This window comes from Desulfuribacillus alkaliarsenatis, from assembly GCF_001730225.1.
GTDB classification, from domain to species: Bacteria; Bacillota; Bacilli; order Desulfuribacillales; family Desulfuribacillaceae; genus Desulfuribacillus; species Desulfuribacillus alkaliarsenatis.
In genome coordinates this window covers 16320-30412 of the sequence record NZ_MIJE01000036.1, presented here as the reverse complement: position 1 = coordinate 30412, position 14093 = coordinate 16320, and the positions used below count along the sequence as shown (strand labels likewise).

13 protein-coding genes are annotated in these 14093 nt (G+C 39.0%); all 13 read right to left on the bottom strand.

Annotation, left to right across the window (positions count from 1 at the left end; genetic code table 11):
• Positions 1–2: 2 nt before the first annotated feature.
• Positions 3–404 carry an FxsA family protein gene (locus BHF68_RS14500; protein ID WP_069644396.1) on the bottom strand — a complete coding sequence of 134 codons (402 nt, stop codon included), beginning with the start codon at positions 402–404 and terminating at the stop codon, positions 3–5.
• Positions 397–819 carry an acyl-CoA thioesterase gene (locus tag BHF68_RS14495; RefSeq protein ID WP_084019492.1) on the bottom strand — a complete coding sequence of 141 codons (423 nt, stop codon included), beginning with the start codon at positions 817–819 and terminating at the stop codon, positions 397–399. The genes BHF68_RS14500 and BHF68_RS14495 overlap by 8 nt, the downstream gene beginning before the upstream one ends.
• Before the next feature lie 12 nt (positions 820–831).
• The gene (gene pyk, locus BHF68_RS14490) at positions 832–2586 is read right to left on the bottom strand and encodes a pyruvate kinase (protein WP_176719953.1); all 1755 of its coding nucleotides are present in this window, start codon (positions 2584–2586) and stop codon (positions 832–834) included.
• Between the two features lie 23 nt (positions 2587–2609).
• Positions 2610–3569: a 6-phosphofructokinase gene (pfkA, locus tag BHF68_RS14485; protein WP_069644395.1), complete on the bottom strand. Its 960-nt coding sequence runs from the start codon at positions 3567–3569 to the stop codon at positions 2610–2612.
• Between the two features lie 190 nt (positions 3570–3759).
• On the bottom strand, positions 3760–4710 hold the full coding sequence (locus BHF68_RS14480) for an acetyl-CoA carboxylase carboxyltransferase subunit alpha (protein ID WP_141706306.1): 951 nt from the start codon (positions 4708–4710) through the stop codon (positions 3760–3762).
• Positions 4700–5566 (bottom strand): acetyl-CoA carboxylase, carboxyltransferase subunit beta, encoded by an 867-nt coding sequence (accD, locus tag BHF68_RS14475; protein ID WP_069644393.1) that lies wholly within the window; start codon positions 5564–5566, stop codon positions 4700–4702. The genes BHF68_RS14480 and accD overlap by 11 nt, the downstream gene beginning before the upstream one ends.
• Positions 5567–5579: 13 nt before the next feature.
• The gene (locus BHF68_RS14470) at positions 5580–5774 is read right to left on the bottom strand and encodes an SPOR domain-containing protein (protein ID WP_069644392.1); all 195 of its coding nucleotides are present in this window, start codon (positions 5772–5774) and stop codon (positions 5580–5582) included.
• A 135-nt stretch (positions 5775–5909) separates the two neighbouring features.
• Entirely contained in the window at positions 5910–6599 is a 690-nt protein-coding gene (locus BHF68_RS14465) for a FadR/GntR family transcriptional regulator (protein ID WP_069644391.1), read from the bottom strand.
• A 9-nt stretch (positions 6600–6608) separates the two neighbouring features.
• Positions 6609–7817 (bottom strand): NADP-dependent malic enzyme, encoded by a 1209-nt coding sequence (gene ystJ, locus BHF68_RS14460; protein WP_069644476.1) that lies wholly within the window; start codon positions 7815–7817, stop codon positions 6609–6611.
• Positions 7818–7981: 164 nt separating this feature from the next.
• The gene (locus tag BHF68_RS14455; protein WP_069644390.1) at positions 7982–8494 is read right to left on the bottom strand and encodes a phosphatidylglycerophosphatase A family protein; all 513 of its coding nucleotides are present in this window, start codon (positions 8492–8494) and stop codon (positions 7982–7984) included.
• A gap of 90 nt (positions 8495–8584) precedes the next feature.
• Entirely contained in the window at positions 8585–11989 is a 3405-nt protein-coding gene (locus BHF68_RS14450) for a DNA polymerase III subunit alpha (protein ID WP_069644389.1), read from the bottom strand.
• Positions 11990–12000: 11 nt separating this feature from the next.
• Positions 12001–13152 carry a rod shape-determining protein RodA gene (rodA, locus tag BHF68_RS14445; RefSeq protein ID WP_069644388.1) on the bottom strand — a complete coding sequence of 384 codons (1152 nt, stop codon included), beginning with the start codon at positions 13150–13152 and terminating at the stop codon, positions 12001–12003.
• Positions 13153–13266: 114 nt separating this feature from the next.
• Positions 13267–13986, bottom strand: a complete 720-nt coding sequence (locus BHF68_RS14440; protein WP_069644475.1) for a FadR/GntR family transcriptional regulator — start codon at positions 13984–13986, stop codon at positions 13267–13269.
• Positions 13987–14093: the final 107 nt, after the last annotated feature.

Below are 14093 nucleotides of genomic sequence, written 5' to 3'. Positions count from 1 at the left end.
CTTTACCACCTTCTTGATGTGTATATGTGAACATTTCCGTTATTTATCATTTTCGTAATCCAGTTCCTCATTGCCAGCTTGAACATACCTCTAGTTGTTGGAACCAATAAGAAAAAGCCGAATATATCAGTTACAAAACCTGGGGTTAGTAAGACTACACCACCAACTAAGATAGCCAGCCCATCTAAAATTAAATCGCTCGGAACCCTACCTTGCTGTAAATCTATTTGGGCAAGCATAAGTGTCTGTCTGCCCTGGCTTTTTGCCAAGTAGGCACCTAGAAATCCAGTCAACACTACGATACCAAGGGTAGTAAGGGCTCCAAAGATCTGCCCTACTTTAATAATTAAATATATTTCAATCGCAGGTACAACGATGAATAATAAAGCTAATATTTTAAACATTGCTCCCCTCCATCACATTTGTAATTAGTTCCGCAAATTCAGGATGCTGTTTCTTTAGGTTAATTGGTCGCCCGTGCTTTAGAAAAGCGTGCACCGTTTCACCTTCAGCTAATAGCTCCTGGCGTTCTTTATGGATAACCTTATAACGAAAAACCAGCTTTACGCCTGTAAAGGTAATAATCTGAGCGTGTACTTCTAAGATGTCATCGTATGTTGCAGGGCGTTTGTATTTGCAATTCAATTCAACTACAGGCATAACAACCCCTAGTTGTTCCATTTCTTTATAGCTATGGCCTGTTTCCCGTAGCGCGTTTGTTCTTGCCACTTCAAACCAAACTGCATAGTTAGCATGATAGACGACCTTCATTTGATCAGTTTCTTGATAACGTACTCTAATCTCCGATATATGAGCCAAGCAATACCCTCCTTAAATTATCTCTGCCCTTCCAGCATAGATTAAACCCCTAGATGCATCTACAGTAATTTCATCGCCCGTTTTTAGCTTTTGTAGAATACCCTTTGCGCCGACAATAACTGGAATACCCAGGCTAATCCCTACGATGGCAGCGTGTGAGGTAACACCAGATTCCTCAGTGATAATTGCCTTTGCTTTCCCAATTGCAGACATTGTATCTTTGTCAGTAGAATAAATTACGAGAATTTCACCGTCGACCATCTCTTTAATTGCTTGCTGATTAGATGTACATACCCTAGCTTTGCCACTTATACTTTTCTCTCCTACACCAATGCCTTTTCCTAGGATATCACCTATGGCATGGATTTTCATTAGGTTAGTCGTTCCAGGCTGTCCTACTGGCACCCCTGCTGTAATAATTATGATATCTCCACTTTTTATGCTCTGTAATTGCATAGCCGCATCGACGGCTACCCTAAACATTTCATCAGTAGATTTAGAGTCCTGTCCTAATACTGGTATAACACCCCATGACAATAACAGCTGCCTACTAACTATCGGACTTGGTGTAACGGCTATAATTTGTGAGTATGGCTTATATTTTGAAATCATTTTTGCTGTGTATCCGCTAGAGGTCGATGTTACAATCGCCTTAGCGTTTAATTCACTGCTTACATTCGCTACCGCTAAGCTCAAAGCACTGGTTACAGAGCTAGTAGCAATGCGCTCCTGCTCTTGACGGATAAACTTCTGATAAATAGCAGAGTTCTCTGTAGTTTCTGCTATTTGAGCCATAATCTTAACTGATTGAACTGGGAAATCCCCAGCAGCAGTTTCCCCTGAAAGCATTACAGCATCAGAGCCGTCAAGAATTGCATTAGCTACATCACTTGCCTCTGCCCTTGTCGGACGAGGGTTTCTTTGCATTGAGTCTAGCATCTGTGTAGCCGTTACTACTGACTTACCAGCTTTATTACAGCGCTTTATTATGTCCTTCTGCACCAATGGCACTTGTTCAGGTGGTATCTCCACGCCTAAATCCCCGCGGGCAACCATTATTCCATCAGAGACCTCTAAAATCTCATCAATATTCTCAACTGCTTCAGTACTCTCGATTTTAGATATAATTTGTATTTGTGAGTCGTGTCGATCTAGAATCTCTTTTATTTGTAAAACATCGAAGCCCTTACGAACAAATGATGCGGCAATGAAATCAACATCATTTTCGATACCAAATAAAATATCTTCCTCATCTTTTTCTGTTATACTAGGTAGTTTTGTATATACCCCTGGCAGGTTAATACCTTTTTTATTTTTTAAGACCCCACTATTAATGACACTACAGACAACTTCACTACCATTTATTTCAACAACCTTTAATTCAATTAAACCATCATCGATAAGAATACAATCGCCAATCGTAACATCACTAGCTAGTTCATTATATGTAATAGCAACTCTGCTTTCATTTCCGACGAAATCTCCTGGAGCGAGAATAATTTGTTGACCTGTTTTAAGCTCGACCCTACCGTTTTCAACTTCCTTCGTACGAATTTCAGGCCCCTTGGTGTCTATCATAACCGCTACTGGAATTCCAGTTTTTTCACTCGCCTGCCTAATTGTTTCTATTCTTTTTTTATGCTCAGCATGTGTACCATGGGAAAAGTTAAGCCTGGCTACGTTTATCCCTGCTTTTAATAATTCACTTAGCTGTTCTAAAGAATCAGAGGCTGGTCCGATTGTTGCTACTATTTTAGTTCTTCTCATAATCTTTTCCTCCACTATATTTATTATATTGATAATATTTTTGACAACTCGTAGGCATCTAAATCAAGCTTTGGCCTTTCAGTAAAGGCTTGCGTAAAAGGAATGCCAACAATTTGTTGATTAACTATTCCAACCATTAACCCAGATTGCGACTCAAGTAATAAATCAACAGCTTTAGCACCCATCAGGCTAGCTAGCCAGCGGTCGTAAGCCGTAGGAGTACCACCTCGTTGCACATGGCCTAGTACCGTTACCCTCGTATCTAAACCTGTATGTTTTTTGATTTTTTCAGCAACCATTTCACCTGAGCCGACACCTTCAGCTACTATAATAATACTGTGCTTTTTCCCTCTACTATAGCCTTTTTTTAATCTTGCACTAATATCTTCAAAGTTATAGGCAGCCTCAGGTATCACAATCGATTCCGCACCACCAGCTAATCCAGCCCGCACTGCAATATCTCCAGCATGCCTGCCCATAACCTCAACTACAAAGGTGCGGTCATGGGAGCTAGCAGTATCTCTTATTTTATCTATTAATGAAATAACCGTATTCACAGCGGTATCAAAACCAATTGTTTGGTCAGTGCCTGGAATATCATTGTCGATTGTTCCTGGAATCCCTATAACTTTAATCCCTTGTTTAGCAAGCTCCATTGAACCTCGAAACGAACCATCACCACCAATGACTATTAAACCCTCTATGCCACGATTTGATAGGTTTTTGATTGCCTTCTGTTGTCCTTCTTTACTTCTAAATTCTTCGCTACGTGCTGTTGAAAGCACCGTACCGCCACGTTGAATAATATCTGCTACTGAATGCACCTTTAACTCTTTAATATCATCTTCAATCAAACCCTGATATCCTCGATATATTCCATATATATCAATCTGATGATAGATACTCTTTCGCACAACTGCTCTGATGGCTGCGTTCATGCCTGGAGCATCCCCACCACTGGTCAACACTGCAATCCTATTCAAATGCACACCTCCAACCATAGCTTTACCTGTTTTTTCTATTATAGCCCTTACCAACATTCAAACACAACAATAGTTACAGTTTATGCAGACAATGTTTAGTTTTTTAACAAATTCTTTATAAAAACAATATAATTAGGTTCTATAATTAAAGCACCGGGTGCAGTTCCTCCCAGTGCTTACTTGGTAATGGTTATTGATAACAACCTATATCTTTATATTTAGTATAGCGATCCTTTACTAAATCGCCGTCAGACTTCGCTAGTAATTCTACAAGTGTTGCTTCTATAGACTTCTTAATATTTATAGCTGTATGTGGCAAGTCTTTGTGCGCGCCACCCAACGGCTCTTCTATAATTCCATCAATAATTTTAAATTGGTATAAATCTTTAGCAGTAATTTTCATCGTTTCTGCGGCCTTTTGTGCAAGCCCTGAATCCTTCCACAGCAATGCTGCAGCTCCCTCTGGCGAGATAACTGAGTAAATAGAGTTCTCTAGCATAAATATTCTATCAGCAACCCCCAGGGCTAACGCACCACCACTACCACCTTCTCCTGTGACGATTGAAATAATTGGAACCTTGAAGCCAGCCATTTCAAAGAGATTTTTAGCAATCGCTTCTCCCTGCCCACGTTCCTCCGCAGCTTTACCAGGATATGCGCCTGGTGTATCGATAAAGCAGATGATTGGACGGTTGAACTTCTCCGCTTGCTTCATCAGTCTAAGTGCCTTTCGGTATCCTTCAGGGTGTGGCATACCAAAGTTTCTCGCTATGTTTTCTTTCGTATCCTTACCTTTTTGATGCCCTATCACAGTTACAGGACGACCATTTAAAAAGGCGATTCCACCAACTATTGCTGGGTCATCTGCAAAGCTGCGATCTCCATGCAATTCAATAAAATCATCAAATATTTCGCTGATATAATCTAAAGTCGTTGGTCTCATACTATGGCGAGCAATTTGTGTTTTCTGCCATGGTGATAAATTTCCGTATATATCAAGCTCTAGTGCCCTAGCACGTTCTTCTAATTTAGTAATTTCATCTGTTAAGTCGATTTCTTTTTCACTTGTAAACTTCTTTAGCTCATCAATTTTTTGACGCAGCTCTAAAATCGGCTTTTCAAACTGCAAATCATTTTTCAATTCGTTCACCTCCAAAGGCATGCAACTTCAACACCGTACTTAAGAATTCACGCATATCCTTGCGGTGAACTACTTTGTCTAAGTGACCGTGTTTTACTAAAAATTCCGCCGTTTGGAAATCGTCAGGTAGCTTCTGACGAATTGTTTGCTCAATGATTCTTCTACCTGCAAAACCGATTAGTGCGCCAGGCTCTGCTACGTTGATGTCACCTAATGAGGCAAAGCTTGCCGTCACCCCACCTGTTGTCGGATTCGTCATAACAGACACAAATAAACCGCCAGCTTTATCATACTCTTTAAGTGCTGCCGATGTCTTAGCCATTTGCATAAGACTAAATATCCCTTCCTGCATTCTTGCACCACCTGAAGCAGAAAATAGAATAAACGGATACTTCTTAATCATCGCTTTTTCAATTGCCCTTGCAATCTTTTCGCCGACTACAGAGCCCATACTTGCCATGCGAAATCTTGAATCCATCACTGCAACCACTAATGGAATTCCCTCGATTGTTCCTTCACCTGTAATTACAGCTTCATTTAATCCAGTCTTTTCCTTATCTGAAGCTAGCTTTTCATTGTAATCTGGAAATTCTAAAGGATTACACGAACTCAAATCAGTATCATACTCGAAAAAATTGTCATTATCTAATGTATAGCTGATTCTTTCCTTAGCTGTAATTGGAAAATGGAAGTTACATTTTATACAAGTACGGTAATTCTTATCTAGCTCCTTTGCGTAAATAATAGCGCTACAATCAGAGCATTTTACTATGATACCTTGTGGTACATCCTTCTGTACTGCCTTTGCCGAAACAGAAGCGTACTTCTTTTTCTTCGTAAATAAATCCTTAAGCACCTTGTCACCTCACCTAATGTGCACCTTGTAATGCCCTATGCAATGCATCTTGAACTTCTTCTAGTTCACTTTCTGGAACTAAAATTTCGTATTGGTTTTTTGATCCACTAAGCTGTTTTACCTTTATGAGAAATCCTTCATCTGTTAAACGACTGCGAAGCTTTTCCGCTACTTTCTCCGTTGGAGATATGTAGATAACGGTCCACATGGAGTTTCCTCCTCTTATAAGTAGTGATATATAGACAGAATAAAGCAAAGCATACTGATTTAATCTAAAATTCAGTATGCCTATAGTTTTAATTTTAAGTTATGATATCACAAATTATGCCTATTACGCAATCTTTCATGCTTCTCCAAACAGTTCCTTTTTCACTGTTTTCAGATGTTTCCTCATGGCTTCTCTAGCTTTATTACCATCTTGCTCTTTTACAGCTTGTAAAATTTCGTAGTGGTCTTTAATAGATTTATGTGGCCGACCAGGAATTGTTAGACTTCCTTCTCTGCCCTTTCTTATGAAATCAGCGATTGTATGCATAACTCGCATGAGAATATCATTTCGAGAAGCCTCCGCAAGCGCATTATGGAAATCACTGTCTTCAGCTAACGGAATCTTTCCTGCCGTTACAAATTCTGTAGCCTTTGCTAAGATTTCTTCTAATTTCTCTATGTCATCACCAGTTGCACGTTCAGCGGCTAAGCACGCCATCTCACATTCTAGAATCTCTCGCACTTCAAACAAGTCATCAAGCGTGTCCTTCTCTTTTAGGATAAAGAAAGCCATTGACTCTACAATGTCGGCATTAGAGTGATTCTTAATGAATGTACCTTCTCCCTGACGACTCTCTAAATATCCTAATAGCTCAAGGGCACGCAGCGCTTCCCTCACGGACGATCTCGCCACGCCAAGCTTTGTAGCAAGGTCTCGTTCTGACGGCAGCTTATCACCTGGTTGAAACTTACCATCTATAATAAGCGAACGTATTTGTTGCATTATTTCTTCATACAACCGTTTTTTCTTCACTGGCTCTAGCATAATAATTTCCTACTTTCCTATTGCAGAAAGAAGCATGGTCTTACGCTCAATTTCATCAGGGTCAACTTTTATTCTAGCGACACCTGTCTCCATCGCTGCAACAGCTACAGCCTTAGCAACTGCTGGCGCAACTCTAGAATCAAATGGACTCGGAATAACGTAATCATCGTGCAACTCATCCTGCTTTAATAGGTTGGCTATAGCTTCAGCTGCTGCAACCTTCATCTCTATATTAATACAAGTTGCCCGTACGTCAAGTGCTCCACGGAAAATCCCTGGAAACGCAAGCACATTATTGACCTGATTTGGGAAATCTGATCTACCCGTTCCAACAACCCTCGCACCTGCAGCTTTGGCTTCCTCCGGCATGATTTCTGGTATAGGATTTGCCATGGCAAAGATAATTGGATCACGCTTCATCGATTTAACCATCTCTTGTGTTACAGCTCCCGCAACACTTACCCCGATGAAAACATCAGCATCAACAAGGCATTCTGCTAAATTACCCTTCACCTTATGCTTGTTAGTCATGCTCGCTATATCTTCCTTGATAGGATTCATGCCAACTTCTCGACCTTCATAGATAGCACCTTTTGTGTCACACATAATAACGTCTTTAACGCCTAGGTGCATAAGCAGTTTAATGATAGCTATGCCTGCGGCTCCTGCTCCATTTGCTACTACCTTAATTTCATCAATACTTTTGTCCACTAGCTTAAGTGCATTGAATAGCCCTGCTAGGGTGACTATTGCTGTTCCATGCTGGTCGTCATGGAATATTGGTATGTTCATCTTTTCCTGTAATTTCTCTTCAATAATAAAACAGTTAGGTGCTGCAATATCCTCTAAATTAATGCCGCCAAAGGTAGGCTCAAGATACTGTATAGCATCAATTAGCTTTTCTGGATCGTCATCATGACGAATACAGATAGGAAATGCATCTACTCCAGCAAAATCCTTAAAAAGCACAGCCTTACCTTCCATTACAGGCATAGCCGCCTCTGGACCGATATTACCTAACCCTAATACAGCAGTGCCGTCAGAGACGACTGCTACTAGATTTCCCTTTGCTGTATATTCGTATACTTTATCTACGTTAGCATGTATCTCCTTACATGGCTCTGCTACACCTGGAGAGTAAGCTAAGGATAAGTCATTAGCATTTCTTATTTGTACCTTTGCTTGTACTGATAGTTTACCTCTATTGTCTCTATGCATTTGTAAAGCTCTCTCTTTAAGACTGTTCAAAGCCTTCAACTCCTATACAATTGGTCTAGTGGTCCTACCACTATCATCCTTTTGTATCATTATAGCAGTAATACAGTTTGTTGTACAGAGGTTTCAATTAAAATATTGTTATAAAACAGTTAAAGTCATATTGGTCATTTTGATTTTTTTGTTTCTATATTATGGTCTAAATAACTGCCTATTGATTGATGAGCTATCCTCGCTGAAGCGGCAGCAGCAATGCCAGCAACTAAGTCATCTAAGAAAGTGTGGATTTGGTCTGCATGATTGTCAAGCTTTCTTATAATCCCTAATTTCTCCTTATCTAAATAACCAAAGCTCGTCAGACCAATCGATCCATATACATTAGTAATGCCAGCAGCTAAGACTTCATCTACACCATATAAAGGCTCATCCGTTTCAATAATACCCTGTAACGGCTCTGGTAGTAGGTTCTTTTCTGCAAGCTGATCTAAAGCAATCCCCGTATATAAAGTAAATTGTACTTCCCTCTTATTAAGTACGCGTAATATGCTTTCTTCACATACTTCTTTAGAAATATCTGCCACATAAGGAGATTGTAGCTTATATACAATATCAGCAATATCAGCTACAGTGACGCCTCTTTCCTGCAATAAGTTAACGATAGCTTCCTGCTGTTTATTCATAGCTCCCTCCAGAAATTTTATTGTATTATTTTCCAAATACTTTTGTAATTTATCTGAAAATTTTTGTAATCCATCTAAAAATTTTGTATTCTATTTAAAAACAATTGACTCTTTTGAAATAAGTTCTATTAGCTGCTCCATTAGATTGTCGCTATTACTAATATTATATTCAGCTTGTAAGGCTCGGTATTCTTTAGTTTTTTCATCAAATAAGATAACTGGGATAGAACCAGGATTTTTTCTCAAAACATTTAATAGTTTATCGAAATCGTCCGTCCGATTATTATATTCAAATTTAATAAATAACCTATTCGGCTCACTTTCTAGCTTCATAACGTCTGCAATTTTTACTGCGAGCATCTTCGTTACCTCATCCTGATGTTGCACCTTGCCCTTTAGCAATATAGGTGTATCTTTTTCTAGCATATGAAGGGTATCTTTATATAGTTCTGGGAAGACAACCACTTCTACTGTAGAAGTTAAATCTTCTATTACTAAAAAAGCCATCAGTTGTCCACGTTTTGTCATGATTTGCTGTTTACTTTGAATCATACCCATAATATTATGTGTACTATCGTCCTTAGCTTCTGGCAATTCACTAATACGCGTAACTTTATACCGCGTCATCAAAGGCCTAAATTTCTCCAAAGGATGGCCTGATATATATAAGCCTAGAAGCTCTCGCTCCATCTCTAATAGTTCATCATTTTGAAACTCTGGAACCTCAGGCAGCTTTGGTATTTCTTCCACATGACCTGCCTCTTCTAGCATGCCGAACAAGCTAATCTGATCATCAGCTAGTTCCTTTCTGCGTCGCGCCCCATAATCTAATGCTAATTCTAAACCAGCAAGATGCATAGCCCGACTGCCAAAGCTAGCAAAGGCACCACATTTAATTAAATTCTCCATAACATTCTTCTTACATACATGACTACTCATGCGTTCGCAGAAATCAAACAATGATGTAAATGGCTTTTGCTTACGTTCTTTAATAATCTCTAATAACACTGCTTGTCCTACACCTTTTACGGCAGCAAGACCAAATCGAATTGCTGCATCTGACACCGTAAAATTAGCATAGGATTCATTAATATCTGGAGGTAATATTGTAATGCCAGATTTTTTTGCGTCATCAATATATTGTGCAACCTTGTCCGAGCTGTTCATAGCACCAGTAAGCACAGCTGCCATAAACTCCAACGGATAATTTGCCTTCAAGTAAGCTGTTTGATAAGCAATTACCGCATACGCTGCCGCATGTGATCGGTTAAAGCCGTAGTTAGCGAAGGCTACAATTGTATCATAGACCTGATTGGCAACAGCTTTATCAAAGCCTGTATTAATACATCCTGTGACAAATAGCTCCCTTTGTTCATCTAGAACCTCGCGCTTTTTCTTAGACACAGCTCGACGCAATAAATCTGCTTGTCCTAAGCTAAAGCCAGCCATTTCCGACGCTATCCGCATAATCTGCTCCTGGTACACTATAATTCCATATGTATCCTTAAGGATTGGCTCAAGCATTGGGTGCGGGTATGTAACTGGTATACTTCCATGCTTGGACTTAATATATACAGGTATGTTCTCCATCGGCCCAGGACGATATAAAGCTAGTACCGCAACAATATCCTCAAAATTTGTCGGCTTTAGCTCCTTTAGTACATTACGCATACCAATCGACTCTAGCTGGAATACCCCAGAGGTATCTCCACGACTTAACAGCTCATATGTAGACGTATCATCATAGGTGAATGTATCTAAATCTATTGTTATCCCCTGTCTGTGATAAATATTTTTCAGTGTATCATTTATAATCGTTAAAGTACGTAAGCCCAGAAAATCCATCTTTAATAGCCCAATACTCTCTAATATATCCATCGGATACTGGGTAACGACACTATTATCATCATTGCCTTTTTGTAATGGCACATATTTAGTTAGCTCTTCCTTAGCTATTACTACGCCAGCTGCATGTGTAGAAGCATGGCGAGGTAATCCTTCAATTGCCATTGCTGCATCTAATAATTGCTTTATATTCTCATCCTGCTGATATACCTCTTTAAGACCTGGGTTTACCTCTAGTGCTTTTTCTATCGTAATCCCTAGGGTGTTAGGAATCATCTTAGCAATCTTATCTACGTCACCATATGGCAGGTTCATAACTCTGCCAGCATCACGAACAGCAGCCTTAGCCGCCATCGTACCAAAGGTAATAATTTGGGCTACCTTATCCTCGCCATATTTATTGACGACATAATCGATAACCTCTCCCCTTCTTTCATAGTCAAAATCTATATCAATATCAGGCATAGAGATTCGATTCGGATTAAGAAATCTTTCAAAGAGTAGATTATATTTAATAGGATCAATATTTGTTATACGTAAAACGTAGGCTACTATACTTCCAGCAGCTGAACCCCTACCAGGACCTGTGAGTATTTTATTTTCATGGGCAAATTTCATAAAATCCCAAACAATTAAAAAATAGCTATCAAATCCCATATTATTAATAACCTGTAATTCATAGTCTAACCGTTCTATATAAATCGACTGTTCACTATCGTCTCTATAACGCTCCTTTAACCCAAGATAACATATTTTTTTGAGATAGCTTTGATGGCTTTCGCCTTCTGGCACTTCAAAATGCGGCAAATGACGTTGGCTAAAATCTATCTTAAAATCGCACATGTCCATGATTTTCATAGTGTTAGTGAGCGCTTCTGGAGCATAGGAAAATAACCTATGCATCTCGTTATAGGTTTTTAAGTAAAACTCATTAGTTGGAAATTTCATTCTCGACTCATCAAGTAGGGTCTTGCCAGTCTGGATACACAAAAGCTTATCATGGTATATTGCATCCTCTTTACTTACATAGTGAATATCATTAGTAGCAACAACTCCAATACCGAGTTCTCTACCTAAATTCACTAGCGCTTGATTTACCGTTTTTTGCTCTGGGATTCCGTGGTCCTGAAGCTCTAAGTAGAAATTATCCTGACCAAACATTTGCAGAAATTCTTGGGCGACTTCCCGCGCCTTTTGTTGTTCATTATACATTAGCAGCCTTGGAATCTCTCCAGCTAAGCAAGCACTAAGGGCAATCAAACCATCAGCATGCTTAGCTAATAGTTCTTTATCAATCCTCGGTCGATAATAAAAGCCTTCAATACTAGCTTTACTTACTAAATATAATAAATTTTCATAACCCGTTTGGTTTTTAGCTAATAAGACTAAGTGATATGAATTGTCACCTTTATGCTTCTGTTTATCATGTCTACTACCTGGTGCAACATATACCTCACAACCAATAATTGGCTTAATTCCAGCATCTATACATGCTCGATAAAAAGGAATCGCCCCGTACATAACTCCATGATCAGTTAATGCAATCGCAGGCATACCGCACTCTTTAGACTTCTTTACTAAATCTTCAATCCTTCCAGCTCCGTCTAACAGACTATATTGTGTATGTGTGTGTAAATGAACAAACTCCATAGTCACTCCTCCTATGAGAATAAAGACGGTTTTTTGCTAATTGCAATGCTCAGTACGATACCCATACTGAGGTACGTAGCCAATAAAGAGCTCCCACCATAGCTAATAAAAGGTAGAGCTAGTCCAGTAATTGGCATCAGTCCAACTGACATCCCAATATTCTGATATACCTGAAATACAATTAGTCCAATGACTCCAGCTGCCACATAACTACCGAATAAATCAGTTGTATTTCCAGAAATTAATAGAATGCGGTAAATCAGCAGGAAGAATAGACATATCAAGAAACTAACACCTAGAAACCCTAACTCTTCACCAATTACTGCAAAAATAAAGTCAGTATGATGCTCAGGCACCCAACCACCCTGAGTTTGTGTGCCACTATTCAAGCCTTTTCCAGTTAGCTGTCCTGAGCCTACTGCTATTAGCGACTGTGTAACCTGAAAACGGCTACCTAGCGGGTCTGCCTCTGGATTAGCAAAAGATGTTAATCTATCTAACTGATACTCCTTAATAATCTTAAAAAATACATCTTCGTTTAAATAGTATAAGAATACGAGACTAACAATCAGGATTGTCACAATTAAAAATAAAATTAAAAAAATCCGCCAATTAACCCCTGCAATTAAAAACATGCAAATCATAATACCAACTAGCACCAATGCTGTGCCCAAATCTGGCTCCATCAATAACAGCAGAAAAGGCACGCCAACAATAATAAAGGAAACCAACAAATCCCTAATACGATCAATTTTACCTTCGTATTTAGCTAGTTCTTTAGCGAGCATAAGTATAACAAAAATCTTTACAAATTCAGAAGGTTGCACACGAAAGAAGCCCAAATCTATCCAGCGCTTAGCCCCTCCCGAGGTATGTCCCTCAATTTCAACATATAATAACAGCAAGATACCAACTATATATAATGGCAAAGCATATTGCTCAAATTTTCGATGATCAATCAGGGTTACTGCTACCATAACAACAGTGGCAATTAGCACCCATAATAGCTGCCTTTGTGCAAAAAAAGAAAACCCTTCATCCGTTCCGCTACTAGTAGCACTTTGGATAATTGATACACTAAGAACAGCAAACAAAAAAATAATCAAAATAATTACAAAGTCAAAATTTCTCCAATTCTTCTCAGTTAGTAGTTTATATACCATCGTCCACACTTCTTCCTAATTGCTCTAAATAAATATTATGTTAACACACTAGAGCAAAGAAAAAAAGCACCCTTTTTCAAAGACTGTAGCCAGTGAATTAGCTAATGAAAAAGTTTACTTTTCTTCAATCATATCAAAATCACCCATATATAGTTCTACACGATGCAAATGGTCATACATCATTTGTTCTGCTAAGGTTGAGTTTTGTTGCTTAATTGCCTGATATATCTTCTTATGCTCATCATATAACCGCTTAGGCATGCCATACTGCTCGAACAACAATCGTCGATTTGCTTTCATCGATATCTTCATATTATCTGCAACTGTATGCATAAGTCTAATAAGAAGGGAATTACGCGAGGCTTCAGCGACAGCAAAATGGAAATCCCAGTCTGCTCGTTCTCCTAAGTTTCCTGCTAATATGTCCTTTTCCATTTCCATTAAAGCCTTTTCCATCTTTGCTAGTTCTTCTTCTGTTCTTTGTCTTGCTGCAAGTCCTGCGGCGCCAACTTCTAAAAATTTACGCACATGCAGTACTTCTAACGATAAATCTCGTTCAAGTAGTAGCATCATGCTTAGTGGCTCAATTGTGTCATCAAGTTGGGTTTGCCTGATATAAGCTCCTCCGCCTTGCCTAATTTCCACAATACCCATCGCTTCTAAAACTGTAAGGGCTTCTCGTACAGCTGATTGTCCGACCTTTAGGTCTTCCGCTAATTCTTTCAATGTCGGCAGCTTATCTCCTGATGATAATTTCCCATCTTTGATTAAATCTTTAATTTGCTCGACTATTTCTGCATATATTTTTCTAACTTTAATTGGTTTAAAGCTCATACCAATCACCCCATTTTCGGAAGCCTCCTATAACTTTTAACTACAACCTTACGAAAACATAACAGTAACATAATATATTACAACTCAGTTCTAATCAACAGTATTAT

Excerpts from the sequence above, each read along its gene's own strand:
- BHF68_RS14455 (WP_069644390.1), bottom strand. The coding sequence starts at position 8,494 with ATGAATAAACAGCAGGAAGCTATCGTTAACTTATTGCAGGAAAGAGGC.
- BHF68_RS14440 (WP_069644475.1), bottom strand. The coding sequence starts at position 13,986 with ATGAGCTTTAAACCAATTAAAGTTAGAAAAATATATGCAGAAATAGTC.
- BHF68_RS14465 (WP_069644391.1), bottom strand. The coding sequence starts at position 6,599 with ATGCTAGAGCCAGTGAAGAAAAAACGGTTGTATGAAGAAATAATGCAA.
- ystJ (WP_069644476.1), bottom strand. The coding sequence starts at position 7,817 with ATGCATAGAGACAATAGAGGTAAACTATCAGTACAAGCAAAGGTACAA.
- BHF68_RS14500 (WP_069644396.1), bottom strand. The coding sequence starts at position 404 with ATGTTTAAAATATTAGCTTTATTATTCATCGTTGTACCTGCGATTGAA.
- pyk (WP_176719953.1), bottom strand. The coding sequence starts at position 2,586 with ATGAGAAGAACTAAAATAGTAGCAACAATCGGACCAGCCTCTGATTCT.
- rodA (WP_069644388.1), bottom strand. The coding sequence starts at position 13,152 with ATGGTATATAAACTACTAACTGAGAAGAATTGGAGAAATTTTGACTTT.
- BHF68_RS14470 (WP_069644392.1), bottom strand. The coding sequence starts at position 5,774 with ATGTGGACCGTTATCTACATATCTCCAACGGAGAAAGTAGCGGAAAAG.
- BHF68_RS14450 (WP_069644389.1), bottom strand. The coding sequence starts at position 11,989 with ATGGAGTTTGTTCATTTACACACACATACACAATATAGTCTGTTAGAC.